Below are 22,420 nucleotides of genomic sequence, written 5' to 3' on the forward strand. Positions count from 1 at the left end.
ACTCCGGATAATCAGCTGAGAATCTGTTTGCGCCATTCGTTCACCCGCAGAACCAGATCTGGTACGTCGATGCGGGTTAGTCTGCCATCCTGTAATTGTGGTACGCCATGAATCCAGCTGTGGCTTACTGCCCGGCCGTGGTTGCTGTAAACCAGGTGCGAAGCGGGATCGTAGACAGGCTGCAGATAGGGGTCGCTCAAGTCGACGGCGATCAGATCTGCCAGTTTGCCCGCCACCAGGGAGCCGATGTCATGGTCCCGCCCCAGGGCTCGGGCACCACTGAGGGTCGCCATCTCCAGCGCTTTGTGAGCCGACAGGGCTGCCGCATCGTCCGCCACAGCCTTGGCTACCATTGCGGCGGTTTTCAGTTCGCCGAACAGATCCAGATCGTTGTTGCTGGCGGCCCCATCGGTCCCGATGGTGACATTGATATCGTGATCCAGCAGTTTCTGTACCGGACAGAACCCGCTCGCCAGTTTCAGGTTGGACTCCGGGCAATGGACAACATGGGCGCTGGTCATTTTCAGATGAGCCAGGTCGGATTCGTCGATCTGGGTCATGTGTACACACTGCGTATTGGCGCCGAGAACACCCAGGTCTGCCATACGCGCCAGTGGTCGCTGCCCGCTGGCTTTTACCGCTTCCGCTACTTCAAAGGCGGTTTCGTGCAAATGCAGTTGAATGGCGGCACCGGTTTGCTGAGCTAATTCCACGGCGGCACCCAGAGGACCGTCGGAAACGGTGTAAGGGGCGTGGGGCCCAATGGCAGGCATGATGTAGTCATCCCGCTGCCATTGTTCAATAAGGTCCGCACCTTTGCGCAGGTATTCTTCTGGCCCTGAACCCCATACCGTTGGCATATCCATCAGAGGAAAGCAGATCTGTGCACGCATGCCGGTGTCGTGGGCTGCCTGGGCAGTCACTTCCGGGAAGAAGTACATATCCGAAAACGTGGTGGTGCCGGTGCGGAGCATCTCTGCCATGGCCAGGCGCGTGCCGTCTGCCACGAACTGCTCGCTGACAAACTTGCCCTCTGCAGGCCAGATATGATCATTCAGCCAGGTCATCAACGGCAGGTCGTCAGCCAGGCCCCGGAACAGGGACATGGCGGTGTGGCCGTGCAGGTTGATCAGCCCGGGCAGGACAACATGCTGGTTCAGGTCGAGGGTTTCCCGGGTGCGATAACTCTGGTCTGCCTCAGCCTGCGGCACGATCGCCAGAATTCGGCTGCCTTGAAGGATTACGGCCTGGTGTTCAAGGACAACCCCGAAGGGTTCGACGGGAATCAGCCAGCGGGCGTTGATTCGGGTATCGGCTGCGGTGATGGTTTCTGCCGTCATTAACCTGCCTTGCGGGTTCGGGGCACCGGAGGCGCCTTGAAATTCAATGGGCAAGTATAACCAGCGCGGTCAGGCAGAACTACCCCGGTGGTGGCCGCTGTGCTGCGATTTTCCAGACATTCATCAAGCCTCTTCAAATCAGGGCAGTCAATCTGGTTTGATAGGGCTATACTCGCTGTTTTTCTTTGGTTCGGGAGTTGTTTATGGCAGGTCGATCTTCCAATCGTTCCATCGGGACGGTGGCAATGCGCTGGCACGGGGACAGGCTGGAATTGCTGGATCAACGCCTGCTCCCGGCAGAGGAGCACTGGATTGTGGCTGATGGTGCCTCGGCGGTGGCCCAGTGCATAACGGATATGGTGGTGCGTGGGGCACCGGCCATCGGCATCAGTGCTGCGTACGGGGTGGCCCTGGCAGCGCGCCACGCAGGCGGAGGCGATTGGCAGGCCGAGATCAAACAGGCTATTCGAGTATTAGCGAAATCCCGGCCTACGGCGGTGAACCTGTTCTGGGCGCTGGAGCGCATGGAAAAGGTCTTCCACGCCTGCCATTCTCTGGACGAAGCAACCGAACGGCTGGCGGCAGAGGCGGTTCGTCTGCATGAGGATGACCTGGCTGCCAATCTGGCCATGGCAGATTATGCGCTGGAGGTGATGAACCCTGACAAGCCGATCGCAGTGCTGACCCACTGTAACACCGGTGCTCTTGCCACCGGAGGATACGGGACCGCGTTGGGGGTGATTCGCCGTTTGCACGAGGAAAAACTGTTGAAACGGGTCTATGCCGACGAAACTCGGCCCTGGCTTCAGGGCAGCCGGTTAACCGCCTGGGAGCTGACCCGGGACCATATTCCCGTTACGCTCAATGCCGATGGCGCGGCTGCGGCCATTATGGCTTCCGGTAAGGTTAAGTGGATTGTTGTGGGTGCCGACCGGATAACCGCCAACGGTGATGTGGCGAACAAGATTGGTACCTACAACCTGGCGGTCCTGGCTCGGCACCACAAGATCGGGTTTATGGTGGTGGCTCCCTCCAGCACCGTCGATATGGCGCTGGCGTCCGGCAAGGATATTCCAATCGAAGAGCGGGATGGCACCGAGGTGCGTGAAATTCGCGGGATTCCCCTGGCGCCGGCCGGTGTTCAGGTCTTCAACCCGGTGTTTGACGTGACACCGGCCAGCCTGATTGATGCCATCGTGACCGAAAAAGGCGCAGTGCGTAACCCCAATATCACCGGAATGCGGGCGTTGTTTACCTGACGTTCCGTTTGGCCCCGGAGCTGGTTGCCGGCTTGTCCGGCGCTGGCTCGGCAGTCTTCATGCCAGCTTTCAGCTCTGCCACTTCCTTTTCCTGTTGTTCTATAAAGTGCAGTGACATCTCGAAGCTCTGGCGGGTGAATTCCAGCACTTTGCGGAAGCCTTCATCCGACAGGTTCCGGGCATCATCGTGCCGGCGGAAGATGTTGATGAATTCCCGTTCCCGCTCGAACTGGAGCGGAATCCGGCCAATGCCCCAATCGTTGAGTATCTGCCACACCTCGGGATTGTAGTTCCGGGTGGTGCGCATGATAAACGGGATTGGATCGTTGCGGGCCACCAGGGCGGCCAGCCTCAGGATCAGCTCGAAGGAGAGGGTGGAGGTGCCATTTTCAATGGCTTCCAGCAAAGATTTGTCTTTGAGGTTCAGGGCTTCACTCATTTCAGAGAGCGTGAGGCCCGCAACTTCCCGTATGTCTTTCAGCGACTGGCCGGCTGTCAGCATGGCCCGCAACTGATCCTGAGAGTTGATCAGGGCCCGACCGACCCGCAGGGAGGTGTCGGTTGCCCGGGCACCCAGGCGAAGTGCCGAACCGGTTAATCCGGCAATGCGTTCCAGTACTCCGTCTGAGGTTTTATCTTTCGGAGCGGAGGATTCCAGGCCTTCAGCTTCGTCCATGGAATACATGGCGTGCAGGGCGTCCAGTAGCATGTCCCGGAATACCCGGGCGCGCTGTTGGGTGCTCTGGCTGCTTTCCCCGGACGGCTGCTCAGCCATGTTTTATCGTGCCTCAGCCTTGGCCGCAAACTGGGTGGGCATCAGAATCGATGCCATACGCTGGTCAAGCTCCAGCAGGTCGGCCATGATGTGTCCGCCTTCCTGAATCACAAAATCCAGTTCTTCGTCAGTGTTGTCCAGGTCTGCCGCCTGTTGATCCTGCCAGTCTTCCAGAGCCTCCAGGTCTTCAAACGGTTCCTCGCCCTTCAGTTCCCGGCGGGCATTGGCAATGGTCAGTCGGGTCTGTTCGATCTGGTTGTGCTGATTCTTGCGCTCGTCCACGTTCAGGCTGACGTAATCCATCTGTCGCTGGCGGTTAAGGAACTCGATTTCCTTCTGTAGCAGTTTGAACTCCGGGTTGGTGGCGAACCGCTCTTCGTGACGATCCCGAAGTTCATCAATTACGTCGGTGAAGTCGAAGTAGCGGGCATGGGGAACGGCCTCGATCTGATCCCAGGGCAGGGCGTGGTCCAGAGCGTCCTCGCCAATTCGGGTTTTATCGATGCGCGACGGAATTTCGATGTCCGGGATCACCCCTTTGTGCTGGGTGGAACCGCCGGAAACCCGGTAAAACTTGGACTGGGTGATTTTCAGCTGGCCGTGGTTCAGTGGCCGCACGGCCTGAACCGTCCCCTTGCCGAAGGTTTGGGAGCCAACCACCAGGCCGCGGCCATAATCCTGGATAGCGCCAGCGAAAATTTCAGAAGCGGAGGCGCTCATTCGGTTGACCAGCACCACCAGAGGGCCGTCGTAGACCACGGATGGGTCCTCGTCTTCCAGTACCTGAACATCGTTGTTGGCGTTACGGATCTGGACCGTGGGGCCCTCGTCGATAAACAGGCCAACCAGGTCGTTGGCTTCGTGCAGTGCGCCACCGCCGTTATTGCGAAGATCCATGACCACGCCATCCACCCCGCTGGCCTTGAGTTCCTCAATCAGTTTACGCACATCGCGGGTGGTGCTTTTGTAGTTTGGATCGCCAGCCTGCATGGCCTGGAAATCGGCGTAGAAGGTGGGGATATTGATGACCCCGATACGATAGGTCTCGCCGTTTCGGTCCAGTTCAATCACGTCTTTGCTGGCGCTTTGCTCCTCCAGCTTCACCTCGTCGCGCTTGATGGCGATGGTGCGCGTGATGGTCTCGTCACTGGCGTTGGCCGGTATTACTTCCAGGGTTACGGTGGAATTACGGGGGCCGCGGATCAGATCCACTACCTCGTCCAGGCGCCAGCCGATCACGTTTACAGGCTTTTCCTCGCCCTGGGCAACCGAGACGATGCGGTCGGCAGGCTGCAGCTGACCTTGCTTGGAGGCCGGGCCACCGGGTACCAGACGCACTACCTTGGTGTACTCGTTATCGGATTGCAGTACCGCACCGATGCCCTCCAGCGAGAGACTCATGTTGATATTGAAGTTCTCGGAGGTTCGGGGCGAAAAGTAGGATGTGTGAGGGTCCCACATACCGGTAAAGGCATTCATGTAAGCCTGGAATGCATCTTCGCTGCGGGCCTGGTACGCGCGTTTGAGTTGCCCTTCATAGCGGCGGCGCAGCGTCTCTTCGATCGCTTCATCGTCTGCGCCGTTCAGTCTCTGGGCCAGAACCGCGTTTTTAATACGCTTCGTCCAGAGCTCGTCCAGAGCGGCCTGGTTTGCCTCCCAGGGCGCCTCGGAACGGTCGACGCGAATCCTGTCATCGGCAGCGAAGTCCAGTTGCTCAATACCGTTGTCAATGAGCCCCAGGGCGAACTTCAGGCGTTCGATAACCCGCTGTTGAACCAGGTTGTAAATATCAAAGCCCGGCTGGAGTTGGCCGGTTTTGAGCGCTGACCCCAGGTGTTTCTTGACCCGGGAGAGGGCATCAATGTCTTCCTGGGTCAGGTAGATTCTCTGGCTGTCCAGGTAATTCAGGTAGGCATCGAAAACATCGCCGGACAGTTCGTCGCTGATGCCGAGATTGCGGAAATGCGTGAACTGCAGCTGCCGGGCAATCAGAATATTGGCGCGGGCCTGGTCAATCGTGGGCGCAACCGGCTCATACCTGGCGGAGTCGTCAATCTTTGCGTAGGCGCCGGAGACAAGGAGGCCCAGGGCCAGAGCCGTGACCGCGCCTGCTTTCCGGGTGAGGGAAGTCAGGGAAGGGCGCTGCATGGAGTTTTCCGCAATGGTCATAAATGCATACCTGAAGCTGCTGGGAATCGCCACCAATGACAATGGGGGTGAATACCCGTGACTGTTCAATTTATTGTAGGCAACCGCTACACCTGTTGCCATAGGCCAGGGGTATAGCTTCGTGACAATATGTCCATATACGTTTCAGCCTGAGGCTAACTATGGGGGCGTGTGACCGGAAGTAAACTGTCGGGAGTGTGAGGGTAGAGGTGGCCGGAGGGTTTGGGCCCTCCGGCCGGCAGGGTCAGCTAAAGGTTTCGTTGCGTTCGGCTTTCTGAAGCAACAGGGATGGCGGCGTGAATCGCTCTCCGTACTGGTCTGCCAGCTGCTGCGCCCGCTCCGCAAAGGCCCGAACGCCATACTGGTTGACGAACTGGATGGCACCGCCGGTCCAGGGCGCGTAGCCAATACCGAAGATGCTGCCAATGTTGGCGTCTTCCACGGTTCTCAGCACTCCCTCCTCAAGACAGCGGATGGTCTCGATGGCCTGCATGAACAGGATGCGATCTTTCAGATCCTGTAGCTTCACACGGCGTGCCTTGTCCTGGTCCACGAACAGGTTTTCCAGTTCCGGCCACAGGTATTTTTTGCCCTTTTCCGGATACTCGTAGAAACCGGCACCGGCGGCTTTACCCTTACGTCCGTGGGTATCCACCATGGCATCGATGACGGCTTCGGCCGGATGCGGCTGCCAGGTACCGCCGGCGGCTTCCGTGTCTTTCTTGCTTTGGGCGCGGATGTGCTGCATCAGGGTCATGCTGACTTCGTCAGAGATGGCCAGCGGTCCTACCGGCATGCCGGCCAGCAGTCCGGCATTCTCGATGCTTGAGGGGTGAATGCCCTCGGCCAGCATGCTGATACCTTCGTTCACGAAGGTGCCAAATACCCGAGAGGTAAAGAAGCCGCGGCTGTCGTTCACCACAATGGGAATCTTGCCTATCTGCTGCACGTAATCGAACGCCCGGGCCAGGGTGTCATCGGAGGTTTTCTCGCCGACGATGATTTCCACCAGTTGCATCTTGTCCACCGGGGAGAAGAAGTGCAGGCCGATAAAGTTGTCCGGCTTGGCCGAGGCCTGGGCCAACTGGGTGATGGGGATGGTGGAGGTGTTGGAGGCAAAGATGCCGTTAGCGACCATTTTCGGCTCGGATTCCTGGGTAACCTTTGCCTTCAGATCGCTGTCTTCAAAGACTGCCTCGATGATCAGGTCGCAACCTTCCAGGTCGTCGGCAGAGGCGGTGGCGTTGATGCGGGCCAACACTTCGTCTTTCTGGGCTTCGGTCATGCGGCCGCGACTGACTTTCTTCGCCAGGAGATTTTCGGAATAGCTTTTGCCTTTCTCGGCGTTTTCAACCGAGACATCCTTCAGCACCACCTCAATGCCGCGGCTGGCAGTGGAGTAGGCGATACCAGCGCCCATCATGCCTGCACCCAGTACGCCGACTTTCTTGAAGCTTTCCTTTTCTACGCCATCCGGGCGACTGCCGCCGGCCTTGATGGCGTTGAGCTGGAACCAGAAAGTGCCCGTCATGTTTTTGGCCACCTGGCCGGTGGCCAGCTCGGCAAAGTAACGGGTTTCAATCAGGCTGCCATTGTCGAAATCCACCTGGGCGCCTTCCACCGCTGCTGCCAGAATCCGTTCCGGTGCCGGATAGCAGCCTTTGGTCTTCTGTTTGAGCATGGCCGGTGCAATGGCCAGTTTCTGGGCCATGGCCGGATGATGCGGAGCTCCGCCGGGGAAGCGGAAGCCTTTCTGATCCCAGGGTTGCTGGCACCTGGGATTGGCTTCGATGAAGGCCCCGGCCTTGGCGATCATGTCTTCCGGTGAGCTGGCCAGCTCATCCACGATACCGGCCTTCAGAGCGGCTTTTGGATTTACCTTCTTACCCTCCATCAGGAATGGGAAGGCGGCTTCCAGGCCAATCATCCGGGGCAGTCGCTGGGTGCCGCCACCGCCGGGCAGCAGGCCCAGGGTGACTTCCGGTAAGCCCAGTTGGGTCCGGTCATCATCAATGGCAACGCGATGATGGCAGGCCAGGGCGAGTTCCAGGCCACCACCCAGAGCGGTGCCGTTGATAGCCGCCACGACAGGTTTGCCACAGGTTTCCAGCACCCGCATGTCGGCTTTCAGGCCGTTGACCATGTCTTCAAAATCTTTGGCCTGTTCGCGGGTCACTGTGTATAGCTCATTCAGGTCGCCGCCGGCAAAGAAGCTTTTCTTGGCGGAGGTAATGATAATGCCTTTGACATTATCCAGGTCGCTTTTGACCTTATTGACGGCTTCGGTCAGTGCAGTTCGAAACTCGCCATTCATGGTGTTGGCGGACTGGCCCGGCATGTCGATGGTCAGGGTCAGAATCTGGTCTGAACCCAGGTCGTATTTGATGGCACTCATGGTCGGTTCCTTTTATATGAAAGTGGCGTTCAGACGCGCTCGATGATGGTGGCAATGCCCATGCCGCCGCCCACGCACAACGTGGCCAGGCCGTAGCGCAGTTCACGGCGTTCCAGTTCATCCAGCAGGGTGCCGAGGATGATGGCGCCGGTGGCACCCAGTGGGTGGCCCATGGCGATGGCGCCGCCGTTCACATTCACTTTCTCGTCCGGAACGGACAACTCTTTCTGGAAGCGCATCACCACTGACGCGAAGGCTTCGTTCACTTCAAACAGGTCGATCTGGTCCACCGTCATACCGGCTTTCTCCAGTGCCTTGCGGGCAGCCGGGGCAGGGCCGGTGAGCATAATGGTGGGGTCTGTGCTGGTAACCGCAGTGGCAACGATGCGGGCGCGTGGCTTGAGGCCGAGCTCCTTGCCCTTGGCTTCGCTGCCAATCAGCATGGCGGTGGCACCGTCGACAATGCCGGAGGAGTTGCCGGCGTGGTGCACGTGGTTGATCTTCTCCACGTAGTGGTATTTTTCCCGGGCGACGCCGTCAAAGCCCATCTCGCCCATCATCTGGAACGAGGGCTTGAGGCCTGCCAGGGATTCCACGGTAGTGTTGCCGCGCACGTGCTCGTCCCGGTCCAGTATGACCACGCCGTTCTGATCAGTAACCGGCACGATGGATTTGGCGAAATAACCCTTTTCCCAGGCGTGGGCGGCTTTTTGCTGGGACTTCACCGCAAAGCCATCGACATCTTCACGAGTGAAGCCTTCCAGAGTAGCGATCAGGTCGGCGCCGATACCTTGAGGCATGAAACCTGTATGCAGGTTGGTTTCCGGGTCGGTCGCCCAGGCGCCTCCATCGGAACCCATGGGTACGCGCGACATTGCCTCTACACCACCGGCAACCACCATGTCTTCCCACCCGGAGCGCACTTTCATGGCGGCCAGGTTCACGGCTTCCAGGCCGGAGGCGCAGAAGCGGTTCAGGGTTACGCCGGCGACTTTCTCATCCCAATCAGCGGCCAGTGCCGCCGTCTTGGCGATATCCGCGCCCTGGTCACCCACGGCGGTGACGCAGCCCATGACGACATCATCTACCTGAGAAGTGTCGAGCCGGTTACGCTCTTCCAGAGCCTTGAGCACGGTAGTGAGCAGCGTGATCGGCTTAACGCTGTGCAGTGAACCATCTTTCTTGCCGCGGCCGCGGGGGGTGCGAACGGCATCGAAAATGTACGCCTCGGTGGTCATATCTGTTCCTCTGATTGTTATCCGGGCTTGTTTTCAAAGAGTGATAACCATAGCGGTTCAGTGTAGTCCCCGGTAATGACAGCCGCTGCCAATCCCATTGGCGAAATTGCTCAGGGACAATGACACAAACGCTTGTGACTTCTATCTTGAATAAAGATTGATCCTATAAAGCAGGCAGGTGTAACCATGTCTCTGAGAGATGCTATCGATAATTTCTACGAAAGGCTGGTGCTGGATGCGATCGATGCGACCCGGGAGGAGTCGGACACAGCGGATTATCTGACCGACGTGATGTGTGTGGCTCTGAATCGTTTGCCGGCCAGGTACTATCGGCACACCATCGATATGATGTTCTACCTTGCCGATGAGGAATTAAAGGAGATGAAAGAAAAATCCCTGGCTGCGGTCAGGCAAGCCAGGGATTTTGTAAGGCAGCATCAGAGAGAATGATGCTTTAGTGCTGCAGGTGGCTTTCCAAAGCCTGAACCAGTCGACCAGCATGTTCTGCGCTCTGGTCGTTCATCTCCGGGTGCAGGCACCAGAGTGCGATCAGCCTTTCCAGTTCCTGCTCAGGTGTGGTTTGATCGCCACCACCCAGACCTTCGGCCAGACGCTGAACCTGGATTTCCATACGCCGTCCCTGGTCTGAGTCCGGAGTCTCCTGGCCGGCAACGATCTCCGCCCTGATCACCAGGTCTCTACCTGTAAGAGAGGTCGCGCCGTTAACCAGATTCTGCCAGTTTGAAGGAACCTGTTCCGGGGCAAGGGCGCCACTCACACGCTCTTTGATCAGAGTCTTCCAGTTATCCAGTCTGGCTTTCAGCTTTTTGCGCTGCCCCAGCTCTGTCAGATGCTGACGAAGGTCTTGTACTTCGCCCCGAACCGGTCGTGAAAGCGGCATATCGGCTAACGGCCTGAGTTCGGTTTTGGCTTCATTGATCAGCGCATCGTCAGCCTCTGTGCCGAGATCGCGGTATTTGGCAACCACTGCGCGAGCGTCGGCGTCAGCCTTCTCGGTCGCTTGTTGCTGTGCAGACCGCTGGGCATCGCGTCGCTCGAAGATCTGGTCGCAGGCTTGGCGGAACGCCTGCCAGAGCTTGCGATCTTCGCGGTGGCGGGTGATACCGATACGCTTCCATTCCGATTGCAGGGCTTTGGCCTGATCCATGGCCTCCTGAAGAGGTTCATGGTCAATCAACGCCTGAGCCCGCTCGACAATCGCCTGTTTGGCGGCCTCGTTTTTCTGTCGCTCCTCGTCCAGGGGCCGCTCCAGGTTCTTCAGCAGGTCGTCAAACCGCTTCTGTACCTGGCGGTTATCCCGGAAGTCTACCGGCCAGGCCGCTTTCCATTCCTGACGGGCGGTCTGATGAATCCGTTCGGCACCTTTCCAGTCAATACTGGTCCAGTCTGCCTGCGCGAGGAAGCGTTCAAGTTCCTCACAGATGGCTTCCCGTTTCTGCAGGTTGGCCTGTTTGAGATCGGCTTTTGCCTCGAAGTAGGCTTTGCAGGGCTCATAGGCCTGATCGGACGCCGCTTTGAAACGATTCCAGAGGGTTCGGTCGGACGAGCCGCCGAGTTCTCGCCATTCGTTCTGCAGTTCTTTGATTCGCTCTGCCTTGGCCTCCGGCTCCATCGGTTGTTCCGCCAGATATTCCATCTGTTCGCACAGAGAGACCTGCTTGGGCTCGGTGGCGAATCCCTGCCAATCGCTCAGTTCCCGGAACTGGCCGGCAAGTAACTGCATCTTGGCCTGGACGTTCTTGCGGTGGCGATCATCAAGCGCCTGAAACTGGTTCTGGGCTGTTTTCAGGAGCTGGCGGGATTCACGGAACTGTTTTGCTTCCAGGGCGGCTTCCAGTTTGGGCAGTGTGGTATTGAGAGCGGCCGCATTTGCTTGCTGCTGTTCCCGGGTTCCGTCTGACGTGGGCTGGGCGCGCGGCTTGCCGGCCAGGGCCCGCAGTTCTGCAAGGGCCTGGGGTAGCGGGAAATCCTGCGGCCAGGCCACTTCCTGAAGCAGTGCTTTTGCGACAGCCTGAGGGCTGTCGATATCGTTGCTTTCCAGCTCACCGATTTGTGGTCGTGCCAGATTCAGGCGCCGCACCGCACCAAGGTAGTTGCGCAGAGCCAGCATGGCCTGTTCGTATTGCTTCTGCTCCTGTTTGTCCACCTGGGTGTCCCGCGTGGCTTCCAGCCATCGGTTTTCCTGGGTTTTCTGCAACGCATCGAGGGCAGATTCTGAGGGAAGTCCAGAGGGCGCTGCGGCTTTAAGCTGGTTCAGGGTTTGCTGCAGCAGTTCCAGCGTTTCCTGCCGTTGCTGCTTCTGATCAAGGTGCCGCTGCTCTTCCTGGCGCGTCTCATCCAGTTGCTTCTGGCGTTCACGAATCTGGTGGACCGCTTGCAGGAATTGTTGGGTCTGCTCTGCGCTGGCCTTGTTTTCAACGCTTTGCCAGTGGTCCTGGAGAGCGTTCAGTCGGGCCTCGTAGAGCTTGGTGTCTTCGCTTCTGGCCTGCTCCTGTGCCTGGCTGACCAGTTCAGTGATGCGATGCTGGATGGCCGCTTCGCTGGCCTGTTGTTCCTTCAGGGTTTGAAGTGACTGTTTGACAGTCTGGTAAACACTTTTATCGCGGCCTTTTGCCTGTTTCAGCACCGCCTGTAGGTGCTCTTCCTGGTCAATCTGGCTCGCTGCCTGCAATCGAATGGCGGAGGTCACACCTTCTACTGCCAGAGCCGCGAGTTCCGATTGTTCAGGGCTGGCGTCAAGCTGGCGTTCCTGCTGCTGGCGCAACTGCTGTCGGTTGTCTTCTTCGGTTGGTTGGTTGCTTTGCTGTTTTTCGGATGCCTTGTCGCTTACGGGTGAGAGGGTTTTGCGGTTCTTGAACAATTTCTGAATGAATGCAGCCATAAACGGTATCCTTGGGATTGCAACCAGTTTGCGGTGGCGGCAGAGTATCTCCGCCTTCCGGCCCGATCAGGTGTCTGTTTCGGGTAGTGTGTTTGCGGGGGTGCCCCGGGACGCTAAGTCTATCGTTTTGCAAGTCATCGCGGAAAGGGCCTGTATGGCAAAAGATCAAAAACATGACGATCCGGAATACCAGGCTCGTTCGGTAGCGCTGCGCCTGCTGGCCCGCCGGGAGCACAGCCGGTATGAACTGGCGCTCAAGCTGCGGCTGCGCAGGATTCCACCGGATGTTTTTGACCCGGTGCTGGATGAGTATGAGTGTGAAGGCTGGTTGGATGACGACCGGTTCGCGGAGATCTATACCCGCCAACGCATCGAGGCGGGTTACGGGCCGCTGCGAATACTGGCCGAACTGCAGCAGCGTGGAGTGAATCAGACTCCGGCGTGTCTGTCGTCCGTCGCAGAAGAAGAGTGGTGCCGGAGAGCGGTCCGGGCCCGTGATAAACGGTTCGGACTGGCTGATGTGCAGGGGGATCTGCCTGAAAAGCTCCGCCAGGCCCGATTTCTGGCCCGGCGTGGATTTTCATCATCTCAATCCGAGCATGCCTTGAGCGCGGGACCGGATGATGACTGATTCAGAGTGTCGGCGGTATCAACCGTAGTTCCGGAGGCAGATCAGCGCGAAGATCCGGCTGAGACTCGCTGGCCGGGGCATCGGAGCCAGCTTCGTTGTCGCCAAGCCAGGCCAGTTGATCTTCAAGCCCGGGCGCTGAAGGTGCGTCCGGTTCGGTAATCCGGACCAGAACGTCGTAATACCGTCGGATATTCTGCACGTAAACCACCGGTTCGTGCCCGCGTGCGTACCCGAACCGGGTTTTGGTGTACCACTCTTTCTGTGCCAGCAGCGGCAGAAATTCCTTCACATCCATCCATCGGTCCGGGTCTTTTCCGGCGGATTCAGCCAGGCGTCGGGCATCTTCAAGATGTCCAAAGCCGACGTTGTAGGACGCAAGCGCAAACCAGGTGCGATCCGGCTCCGGAATTCGTTCCGGGATGCGCCCGTGCACCATCCGGAAATAGCGGGCCCCGCCCTCAATACTTTCCTCGGCATCCAGTCGGTTATTAATGCCGATATAATTGGCGGTGGTGCGGGTGAGCATCATCAGACCGCGTACTCCGGTGGGGGAGACGGCGTTGGGGCGCCAGTGGGATTCCTGGTACCCGATGGCGGCCAGCAGGCGCCAGTCCATGCCGGATTCCTCGGCATAATCCTGGAACAGTGACTGATAGCGGGGCAGGCGGTTCTCAACATGGTGCATGAAGGTTCGGGCGCCGACGTAATTCAGTCTGTCCAGGTGGCCGTAGAACCGTTCCGCGAGCTGGGCCATGGTGCCGTTGTTGTTCATCCTTTCCATGAAGGCTTCGGCGGCCTGCACCAGGGTATCGTCCTGAGCGGTTGGAAACAGCCAGACAAGATCAGTGGGCTCGTTCAGTGCGAACGCTTCGTAAACCTTTGGGAAGAAGACGTGGTTCAGATCCAGCTCATTGGACGCCACCGCCGCATAGCCGAATTCCCCGCTTTCCACCCGGGCCAGAAGACCGGCAGCATCCAGCCCCGGATGTTTCTGGATGATGGGGCCAGCCTCGTTCCCGGGATCAGCAACAAGGTGCTCATGGTTGCTGTCGGCCAGCATATGGATGGTTTCGGAGGCGAGATCTTCCAGTGATTCCGGTGCAGGAACTTCTTTGTTATAGACGATAACCGATTGCGCGGCGACACCTATGGGCACCGAGCGGTACTGCTCGCCAAAGTCGGGCCGTTGTGTCAGGCCGGCCAGACCGATGTGCGCGTAGTTTCTGGACAGGACAGAGAGGATTTCAGAATTATCGTCGGCGACCCGAACCCGCAGTTCAACCCCGAGTTCGTCGGCAAACAGTCTGGCCAGCTCGTAATCGTAGCCGGTGTCCTGTTCCCGATCCTGGTAATAGATAGAAGGCGCAACCCGGGTGATGACGTGCAAAACGCCTTCTTCCCGGATTTCCTGCAGCGTTGTGGGCTGCGAGCAGCCTGTGGCAAGGAGAACTGCCAATACAATGCTCAACTGCGCACTACTGCGTCGGAAAGTGCTGATAAATCGTGACAAATCCCTGCTCTCCGCTACACGCTCAATGGTCAGGATGGTCCGGGAGGTGCTCCCATGCTCCTGCTTTTTGATGCTTCTTGCTTTCCATGCATAGTCTCAATGATCACTGCTGAGGGCGAAATGGTCAATTGGTCTGGTTAATAACTGTGCAAAAGAATGTCAATTTTACACCGCGGAAAGAGGCCAGCTTCCGCTGTAACCTGAAGTCGGTTTCAAGTATCATTGCGGCCTTTCAGACGTCCCCCGATTCGCGCGATACAGGTTGATATCATGCTTGAACTTCGCGGCGCGCCAGCGCTCTCGCCTTTTCGTTCCCGCAAACTGCATTCCCGTATACAGGAAATGGTGCCGGGTGTAGAACATGTGTATGCCGAGTTCATGCACTTTGTGGATCTTGATGCCGACCTTTCCGATTCGGAACAGGCCATCCTGGATCGCCTGCTTACCTATGGTCCCAGTGTCCAGGTTGAGCAGCCGGATGGGATTTTATTCCTGGTGGTTCCGAGGCCGGGCACGTTATCGCCATGGTCCAGCAAGGCGACGGATATCGCCCGTAATTGTGGCCTCCGGCAGATTCGCCGAATTGAGCGCGGCATTGCCTACTATGTAAAGGCCAGCAAGAAACTTGGCCTGGAGCAGCGCGAGCAGATCGCAGCACTTCTCCACGATCGTATGACTCAGAAAGTGTTCCACGAGATGGGCGGCGCAGAACTTCTGTTCAGCCACGAAGAGCCTCGCTCTCTGGGACGGGTACCGGTGTTGTCTGGTGGCCGGGATGCCCTGGTGGAAGCAAATGGCCGGTTGGGCCTGGCGCTGGCGGACGATGAGATTGATTACCTGGTCAAATCCTTTGTCGGCCTGGAGCGGGATCCGACGGATGTTGAGCTGATGATGTTTGCTCAGGCCAACTCTGAGCACTGCCGCCACAAGATTTTCAACGCGTCCTGGGATATCGATGGGGAAGGCCAGGAAAAGTCCCTGTTCGCGATGATTCGCAATACCTTCGAGATGAACAGCGAGGGCGTGCTGTCGGCCTACAAGGACAACGCCGCGGTGATCGCCGGCAGCGAAGCCGGTCGCTTCTTCCCGAATCCGGACACGGGTGTCTACGGCTATAACCGGGAGCCGGTGCATATCCTGATGAAGGTGGAAACCCACAACCACCCGACTGCGATTGCCCCCTTTTCCGGCGCGGCCACAGGCTCTGGTGGCGAAATCCGGGATGAAGGCGCGACCGGTCGTGGTTCCAAGCCGAAAGCCGGTCTCACCGGTTTCACCGTTTCCAACCTGAATATTCCCGGCGACGAGCAACCCTGGGAAATCGGCTATGGCAAGCCGGACCGGATTGCCTCTCCCCTGGATATCATGATTGAAGGCCCCATTGGTGGGGCGGCCTTTAACAACGAATTCGGCCGTCCTAACCTGGCCGGTTACTTCCGGACCTTTGAAGAGAAGGTGCCTGGCGCCGCCGGTGAAGAGGTCCGTGGGTATCATAAGCCGATCATGATTGCCGGTGGTCTGGGCAACATTCGCGAGCAGGACGTAGAGAAGGGCAATATTCCGGTCGGCGCCAAGCTTATCGTGCTGGGTGGTCCGTCCATGCTGATTGGCCTTGGCGGGGGCGCAGCCTCTTCCATGGACTCCGGTTCCAGTAATGAGAATCTGGATTTCGCTTCCGTACAGCGCGACAACCCTGAAATGGAACGGCGTTGCCAGGAAGTTATCGACCGTTGCTGGCAGATGGGCGACAAAAACCCGATCTGCTTCATTCACGATGTCGGGGCCGGCGGCTTGTCCAATGCCATGCCGGAGCTGGTCAAGGACGGTGGCCGTGGCGGCAAATTTGAGCTTAGGGATATTCCCAGTGACGAACCGGGCATGTCGCCCCTGGAGATCTGGTGTAACGAGTCTCAGGAACGTTACGTTATGGCGGTTGCGCCTGAAAACCTGGATCTTTTCGATGCTCTGTGTCGTCGCGAGCGCTGCCCGTATGCAGTGATTGGTGAGGCGACCGAGGAACATCATCTGGAGCTGGGTGATTCCTACTTCAACGACAAGCCCGTGGATCTGCCGATGGAAGTGCTTTTCGGCAAGCCCCCACGCATGCATCGCAGTGTTAGCCGTTCCTCCTTTACCAAGCCGATTTTCGATTCCACGAAAATTGATCTTCACGATGCCGTTCGGCGGATTCTGCGTCTGCCCTCGGTTGGTTCCAAGAGTTTCCTGATTACCATCGGTGACCGGACTATCACCGGGCTGGTGGCCCGGGACCAGATGGTGGGCCCCTGGCAGGTTCCTGTCAGTGATGTGGCGGTAACCGCAGCATCTTTTGATGTGCGCACCGGTGAAGCCATGGCGATGGGTGAGCGCACACCGCTTGCGGTGATTGATGCGCCGGCGTCTGGCCGAATGGCTGTGGGCGAAACCATCACCAACCTCGCGGCGGCGCCGATCGCAAAGCTGTCGGATATCCGGCTTTCCGCCAACTGGATGGCTGCTGCAGGTCATCCGGGCGAGGACGAGAACCTTTACGAGACCGTTCGCGCTGTGGGTATGGAGTTGTGCCCGGCGCTGGGTATTACCATTCCAGTGGGCAAGGACTCCATGTCCATGAAAACCGCCTGGGAAGAAGACAATGGCGAGCAGAAGAGCGTCACTGCGCCGCTGTCGCTGATCGTCAGCGGTTTTGCTCCGGTGATCGACGTTGCCCGCACCCAGACACCTCAGCTGCGCACGGATGCCGGTGAAACGGATCTTATTCTTGTTGACCTGGCCGCTGGTCAGAACCGTCTTGGCGGATCTGCGCTGGCGCAGGTTTATCGTCAGGTGGGTGCTGTGGCGCCGGATCTGGACGACCCCGAGGATATCAAGGCATTTTTCGCGGTTATTCAGGGCCTCAATGCCGATGGCAAGTTGCTGGCCTATCATGACCGTTCCGATGGTGGTCTGTTCGTCACCCTTGCGGAAATGAGCTTTGCTGGCAGAACCGGTGTCGATATCAAGCTGGATGGCCTCGCGGAAGACGAATCCCAATTTGCCCGCGAACTCTTCAATGAGGAACTGGGTGCGGTTATCCAGGTGCGCCGTGAAGACACTGATTTCGTTCTCCAGCAATTCTCCGGTGCCGGGCTGGGAGATCACACCAGTGTCATTGGTACTCTGAATGACAAGGATCGGGTTCGGTTGTTGTTTGCCGGAGAGCCGGTTCTGGATGAGGCGCGCACAGATCTGCAGCGCCTCTGGGCAGAAACCAGCTACCGCATTCAGTCTCTTCGCGACAATGCCGACTGTGCCCGGGAAGAATTCGAGAACCTGCTCGATGCCGAGGATCCGGGGCTGAGTGCTGATCTGACCTTTGATCTGAATGAAGACGTCGCGGCACCATTTATCAATACCGGCAAACGGCCGAAAGTGGCGGTGTTGCGGGAGCAGGGCGTAAACGGGCAGGTTGAGATGGCGGCAGCCTTCGACCGAGCAGGCTTTGAAGCGACGGACGTTCACATGAGTGACCTGCTATCCGGTCGCATCAGCCTGGAGAAGTTCCAGAGTCTGGTGGCTTGTGGCGGTTTCTCCTACGGTGATGTGCTGGGTGCTGGTGAAGGCTGGGCCAAGTCCATCCTGTTCAACGACCGGGTGCGTGATCAGTTTGCTGCGTTCTTTAATCGCCAGGATACCCTTGCCCTTGGTGTCTGCAATGGTTGCCAGATGCTATCCAATCTGCACGAGCTGATTCCGGGCAGTGAGGGCTGGCCCCGCTTTGTTCGAAACCAGTCAGAACAGTTCGAAGCGCGCTTGGTGATGGTTGAGGTTACTTCCTCACCATCCGCCTTCCTGGATGGCATGACTGGCTCCCGTATGCCGATCGCGGTTGCCCACGGTGAGGGGAGGGTTGAGTTCGCTTCCGGCACGTCAGCCAAGGCGCTGTCGGATAACGAATTGGTTGCTCTCCGATATGTCGACAACCGTGGCCGGGAAACGACCCGTTACCCCTATAACCCCAACGGTTCAGAGTCTGGTATTACCGGTATTACCACACGGGATGGTCGCGTGACCATCATGATGCCCCATCCAGAGCGGGTGTTCCGGGCCGTTCAGCACTCCTGGCGCCCGGATACCTGGCAAGAAGATGGTCCCTGGTTGCGCATGTTCCGCAACGCCAGAAAGTGGTTTGGTTGATTCGCTGAATCGCAGCTGAAAAGAGAAGTGAAAAGCCAGCCTCCGGTCTCTGTTTCCAAGAGAGTCGAGGCTGGCTTTTTTTATTGTAGGTTGGTTAAGCCGGTACCTTTGATGTCAACCCCAAATTCAACCCCTGATGCCCTAAAATAGTCTGTAAATTTGCTGTCTCGGGGCTTGACTAGACAACTTTATGCACATTTCCGGTGCCGCCCTGGCCGTTCTGTGAGCAAACATTGAGAACTAAGTTCAGTTTTTGTGCGAAACCTTTAACCTATTGATATTAAAGGAAATAAAATCATGGGTGAAAATGTCGGCAATTTAAGAGAAGTCCAGTATTCATGGGGCTTTGGGGACGATTCCCAAAAACTTTCCCCAGAGTTATCCACAGAATCTGTGAGTAAGTTTGAATTCTCTAATGCTGGGTGATATTTGATCAGTCAGGGAGGTGTCCGTGTATAAATTTTGCTACTTCGTACCTGAGAGTCATCTGGAACAAACCAAGCAGGCACTGTTCGATGTTGGTGCCGGAAAAATTGGAGAGTACGACAGTTGTGCCTGGCAATGTGAAGGCCAGGGGCAGTTCCGGCCGCTGGCGGGAAGCGATCCGTTTCTGGGGCAGCAGGGGCAATTAGAAACGGTGCGGGAATATAAGGTGGAGTTAGTGTGCGACGACAGCCTCATAAGAGATGCGCTAGCCGCATTGAAGCAAGCACATCCTTATGAAGAGCCGGCTTATGAGATCTTTCGGCTGGTTGATCTTTGACGGCCGGTCAGGCTTTTTTTCCCATTGGGTGGCGGATATCACTGACGTGAACGCCAAACCGCTCTGTCTCCATATCGATAAGAAAAAGCTCAAGGGTTTTGCGTACGGTTGGAAACGATATCTCGTCCCATGGGATCTCGCCGGGGGAGAAAAGGCGGGACTCCAGGGATTCTTCTCCGGCGCCGAATTGCCCGTCTTTAAGGCTGGCGCGATAGAACATGTGAACCTGGTTGATATGCGGCACATCGATGATGGAGTAAAGGCCTTCGATGGTGACGTCGGCAAGGGCCTCTTCCAGCGTTTCCCTCGCTGCAGCCTCAATGGTTGTCTCGGCATTTTCCATGAAACCGGCGGGAAGGGTCCAATAGCCGTAACGGGGCTCGATCGCGCGCCGGCATAAAAGTATCTGGCCTTCCCAGACCGGAACTGTACCCGCCACAATCCTCGGGTTCTGGTAATGTATGGTCTCGCAGCTGACACATACGTAGCGGTGCCTGTTGTCACCCTCCGGAATGCGTTGTTCGACCGGATGGCCGCATGTGCTGCAATACTTCATTAGTTTCCCCGTATACTGAGTGTCTGTTGATGATCAGTTTAACGATCCCGGCTGTCTGTGTCTCATGCAAAATCGGGATGCCACTGGAGTAGCGAGTGCGAGACCTATTAACTAAAAAATTATCCAATTATGCCCCTCGACAGCTGGCACTGGATTATCCGGAAGCCGGTATTCTGGTGCCGGTAACGGATGATGAAAATAATCCGGAAATGATTTTCACCCTGAGGTCTGCCAACCTGAAAACCCATCGTGGCCAGGTGTCTTATCCGGGCGGCAAGCGGGATCCCGAAGATTCGTCGCTTGCGGTCACTGCGTTGAGAGAGACTCATGAAGAAATCGGGTTGCCTCCCGACCAGGTGGACGTCATCGCACCATTAAGCCAGGTCATGTCACGCTACGGCATTCTTGTAACACCCTACGTAGGGGTTGTTCCAGGCGATCATCCGGTGGTGCCCAATCCCTATGAAATAGAAAGCGTGTTCCGGGTACCGCTTTCCTTCTTTCTGGAAGACAGGAGGGAGCGCACCGATGCCCTCAGTTTTCTGAACCACACCTTTTATGTGCCCTGTTATCGCTGGGAGCGTTACCAGATCTGGGGGCTGTCCGCGGTTGTTCTGGTCGACTTTATGAACGCCGTGTACGATGCCGGAATCGATCTGCTCGAACCCCCTCAAGGAGGCTGATATGTATTACGAGCTCGAAGACAAGCGCCCCCAGGTAGTTGGCGATGGTCAGTTTGTTGCTGAAAACGCCGTTATCATTGGCAATGTCCGGTTGCTGGAGAAAAGTAGCGTCTGGTTTAACGTGGTTATTCGGGGCGACAACGAGTGCATCACGGTTGGTCCTGAATCCAACGTTCAGGATGGATCGGTGTTGCACACCGATCCGGGGCTGCCTTTGACCATCGGCCGGGGTGTTACTGTCGGTCATAAGGTGATGCTGCACGGATGTGATATCGGCGATTATTCACTGATTGGCATAAATGCGGTGGTGCTTAATGGGGCAAAGATCGGCAAACATTGCCTGATTGGCGCCAATACGCTGATTCCTGAAGGTATGGAAGTACCGGATGGTTCGATGGTTGTGGGCTCTCCTGGCAAGATCAAGCGTGAACTGAACGACAATCAGAAGAAAATGTTGGAAATGAGCGCGGCGCATTATGTTCAGAATGCCACGCGTTACCTGGAGAAACTTAAAGCGTGTGATCCGGAGCAGAAATGAACAGGGCTGATCGGGTGCGCTCACCCTGCGTAAGCGTGTGCGCCTTAGACGAGAACGATGTTTGCATAGGGTGCCATCGTACCAGTGACGAGATTCTTCACTGGACTCGCATGACAGACGATGAACGCCGAGAAGTTTTGAAACTGGTGGCAATACGTGAACAAAAGGTAGCTCTATAAGATGACCGATAACACCAAGACCAGCGTCAGATTGGGTACACCTCTTAAAAGCAACTCGTTCCGGGTACTTTTTTGTGGTTCCGGGGAATTGGGCAAGGAAGTTGTGATTGAGCTCCAGCGCTTCGGCGTTGAGGTGATCGCCATTGATCGATATGCCGATGCACCGGCAATGCAGGTGGCCCATCGTTCCCATGTTGTCGACATGCTTGACCCTGTGGCTTTGCGGAGCGTCATCGAGAAAGAGCGCCCGAACCTGATTGTTCCGGAGATAGAAGCTATTGCCACCCCGGAGTTGGTCAAGCTCGAGCAGGAAGGTTATCGGGTGATACCCAGTGCGCGGGCGGTGAACCTGACGATGAATCGTGAGGGTATTCGTCGGTTGGCTGCGGAAGAGCTCGGGTTGCCAACGTCACCGTATCGGTTTGCGGGTACGCGGGAAGAATATTTGCAGGCGGTTGCGGAAGTCGGGCTTCCCTTGGTGGTAAAACCAGTGATGAGTTCGTCTGGCAAGGGGCAAAGTACAGTAAAGACCGAAGCCGATATTGAAAGAGCCTGGGAGTACGCACAAACCGGAGGCCGAGCAGGAAAGGGCAGGGTAATCGTCGAAGGCTTTGTCGATTTTGACTATGAGATTACTTTGCTGACGGTGAGGCATAAAGAGGGGGTAACCTTCTGCGAGCCCATTGGTCACAGGCAGGAAGATGGTGACTATCGCGAATCCTGGCAGCCGCAGCCGATGAATGACCTGGCATTACAGCGTTCAAAAGAGATCGCCCGTGCTGTGGTGGAAGATCTCGGCGGTTACGGCATCTATGGTGTTGAGCTGTTTGTGAAGGGTGAGAACGTCTGGTTCTCGGAGGTCTCACCTCGCCCTCATGACACGGGACTGGTCACGCTTGTATCCCAGGACCTGTCCGAGTTTGCTATCCACGCCAGGGCCATACTGGGTATTCCCGTTCCTGTTGTTCGACAGAATGGTCCCAGTGCGTCGGCGGTCATTCTGCCGGAGGGAAGCTCCACAGAAGTTTCCTATACCGGCCTGGAAGAAGCCCTGGCACAACCGGGAACCCAGCTACGCCTGTTCGGAAAACCGGAATTACAAGGCAGGAGGCGAATGGGGGTAGCGCTGGCGTTGGGTAGCTCCATAGAGGATGCCCGGGAGAAAGCTCGCACTGCAGCAAGCTCTATAAAGGTCGAATTCTGAAAGCCTGATCCCTGAATCCATGGTGAGGGGTGAAAATCCGGGTGATTTTTGGTCGTTCTGGTTGTATTCTGAACAGCTCGATAGGTGGAAACCGAAGCCCGG

General features: G+C 57.2%; 17 protein-coding genes. 9 read left to right on the plus strand and 8 right to left on the minus strand.

Annotated features, from left to right (window positions below; genetic code table 11):
• Window positions 1-11: 11 nt before the first annotated feature.
• Window positions 12-1,340 (minus strand): TRZ/ATZ family hydrolase, encoded by a 1,329-nt coding sequence (locus Q674_RS30280; protein WP_023008816.1) that lies wholly within the window; start codon window positions 1,338-1,340, stop codon window positions 12-14.
• Window positions 1,341-1,543: 203 nt separating this feature from the next.
• Here Q674_RS30280 and mtnA point away from each other — a divergent pair, with 203 nt between their 5' ends.
• Window positions 1,544-2,599, plus strand: coding sequence for an S-methyl-5-thioribose-1-phosphate isomerase (mtnA, locus tag Q674_RS30285; RefSeq protein ID WP_152526066.1), 1,056 nt, complete (start codon window positions 1,544-1,546; stop codon window positions 2,597-2,599).
• Here the strand turns inward: mtnA and Q674_RS30290 are convergent.
• The 4 genes from Q674_RS30290 to Q674_RS30305 form a co-directional block, all read right to left on the minus strand.
• The gene (locus Q674_RS30290) at window positions 2,592-3,374 is read right to left on the minus strand and encodes a helix-turn-helix domain-containing protein (RefSeq protein WP_023008818.1); all 783 of its coding nucleotides are present in this window, start codon (window positions 3,372-3,374) and stop codon (window positions 2,592-2,594) included. The two genes, mtnA and Q674_RS30290, sit on opposite strands and share 8 nt — an antisense overlap.
• A gap of 3 nt (window positions 3,375-3,377) precedes the next feature.
• Window positions 3,378-5,543 (minus strand): carboxy terminal-processing peptidase, encoded by a 2,166-nt coding sequence (locus Q674_RS30295; RefSeq protein WP_023008819.1) that lies wholly within the window; start codon window positions 5,541-5,543, stop codon window positions 3,378-3,380.
• 244 nt (window positions 5,544-5,787) lie between these two features.
• Window positions 5,788-7,938 carry a 3-hydroxyacyl-CoA dehydrogenase NAD-binding domain-containing protein gene (locus Q674_RS30300; protein ID WP_023008820.1) on the minus strand — a complete coding sequence of 717 codons (2,151 nt, stop codon included), beginning with the start codon at window positions 7,936-7,938 and terminating at the stop codon, window positions 5,788-5,790.
• Between the two features lie 29 nt (window positions 7,939-7,967).
• On the minus strand, window positions 7,968-9,176 hold the full coding sequence (locus Q674_RS30305) for an acetyl-CoA C-acetyltransferase (RefSeq protein ID WP_023008821.1): 1,209 nt from the start codon (window positions 9,174-9,176) through the stop codon (window positions 7,968-7,970).
• Window positions 9,177-9,362: 186 nt separating this feature from the next.
• On the opposite strand from Q674_RS30305, the gene Q674_RS30310 reads away from it, so the two are divergent.
• Window positions 9,363-9,626 carry a late competence development ComFB family protein gene (locus Q674_RS30310; protein WP_014421950.1) on the plus strand — a complete coding sequence of 88 codons (264 nt, stop codon included), beginning with the start codon at window positions 9,363-9,365 and terminating at the stop codon, window positions 9,624-9,626.
• Window positions 9,627-9,630: 4 nt separating this feature from the next.
• Here the strand turns inward: Q674_RS30310 and Q674_RS30315 are convergent, their stop codons facing one another.
• Entirely contained in the window at window positions 9,631-12,078 is a 2,448-nt protein-coding gene (locus tag Q674_RS30315; protein ID WP_023008822.1) for a DUF349 domain-containing protein, read from the minus strand.
• Window positions 12,079-12,232: 154 nt separating this feature from the next.
• Between Q674_RS30315 and Q674_RS0120730 the strand changes: the two genes are divergently transcribed.
• Window positions 12,233-12,709 (plus strand): regulatory protein RecX, encoded by a 477-nt coding sequence (locus Q674_RS0120730; protein WP_031210106.1) that lies wholly within the window; start codon window positions 12,233-12,235, stop codon window positions 12,707-12,709.
• 1 nt (window position 12,710) lies between these two features.
• Here Q674_RS0120730 and mltF read toward each other — a convergent pair whose 3' ends face one another.
• The gene (gene mltF / locus Q674_RS30320; protein WP_031210107.1) at window positions 12,711-14,219 is read right to left on the minus strand and encodes a membrane-bound lytic murein transglycosylase MltF; all 1,509 of its coding nucleotides are present in this window, start codon (window positions 14,217-14,219) and stop codon (window positions 12,711-12,713) included.
• Window positions 14,220-14,489: 270 nt separating this feature from the next.
• Here mltF and purL point away from each other — a divergent pair, with 270 nt between their 5' ends.
• Together purL and Q674_RS30330 are read left to right on the plus strand one after the other, a co-directional pair.
• Complete coding sequence (purL, locus tag Q674_RS30325; protein WP_023008825.1) at window positions 14,490-18,395, plus strand: phosphoribosylformylglycinamidine synthase; 3,906 nt, start codon at window positions 14,490-14,492, stop codon at window positions 18,393-18,395.
• A 451-nt stretch (window positions 18,396-18,846) separates the two neighbouring features.
• Window positions 18,847-19,158 carry a YqfO family protein gene (locus Q674_RS30330; protein WP_011785942.1) on the plus strand — a complete coding sequence of 104 codons (312 nt, stop codon included), beginning with the start codon at window positions 18,847-18,849 and terminating at the stop codon, window positions 19,156-19,158.
• A gap of 7 nt (window positions 19,159-19,165) precedes the next feature.
• Here the strand turns inward: Q674_RS30330 and Q674_RS30335 are convergent, their stop codons facing one another.
• The gene (locus tag Q674_RS30335) at window positions 19,166-19,714 is read right to left on the minus strand and encodes an NUDIX hydrolase (protein WP_011785941.1); all 549 of its coding nucleotides are present in this window, start codon (window positions 19,712-19,714) and stop codon (window positions 19,166-19,168) included.
• A gap of 95 nt (window positions 19,715-19,809) precedes the next feature.
• Between Q674_RS30335 and Q674_RS30340 the strand changes: the two genes are divergently transcribed.
• From Q674_RS30340 to purT, 4 genes are read left to right on the plus strand one after another with little or no spacing between them, the layout of a single operon-like run.
• Window positions 19,810-20,397 carry an NUDIX hydrolase gene (locus Q674_RS30340; protein WP_023008826.1) on the plus strand — a complete coding sequence of 196 codons (588 nt, stop codon included), beginning with the start codon at window positions 19,810-19,812 and terminating at the stop codon, window positions 20,395-20,397.
• A 1-nt stretch (window position 20,398) separates the two neighbouring features.
• A complete protein-coding gene (locus Q674_RS30345; RefSeq protein WP_023008827.1) occupies window positions 20,399-20,935 on the plus strand; it encodes a gamma carbonic anhydrase family protein in 537 nt (178 codons plus the stop codon).
• The gene (locus Q674_RS0120735; RefSeq protein ID WP_011785938.1) at window positions 20,932-21,114 is read left to right on the plus strand and encodes a DUF1289 domain-containing protein; all 183 of its coding nucleotides are present in this window, start codon (window positions 20,932-20,934) and stop codon (window positions 21,112-21,114) included. Before Q674_RS30345 ends, Q674_RS0120735 begins: the two co-directional genes overlap by 4 nt.
• 1 nt (window position 21,115) lies before the next feature.
• Window positions 21,116-22,318, plus strand: coding sequence for a formate-dependent phosphoribosylglycinamide formyltransferase (gene purT, locus Q674_RS30350; protein WP_014421942.1), 1,203 nt, complete (start codon window positions 21,116-21,118; stop codon window positions 22,316-22,318).
• The last annotated feature ends 102 nt before the right edge of the window (window positions 22,319-22,420 follow it).

The organism is Marinobacter sp. EVN1 (assembly GCF_000475375.1).
GTDB lineage: Bacteria > Pseudomonadota > Gammaproteobacteria > Pseudomonadales > Oleiphilaceae > Marinobacter > Marinobacter nauticus.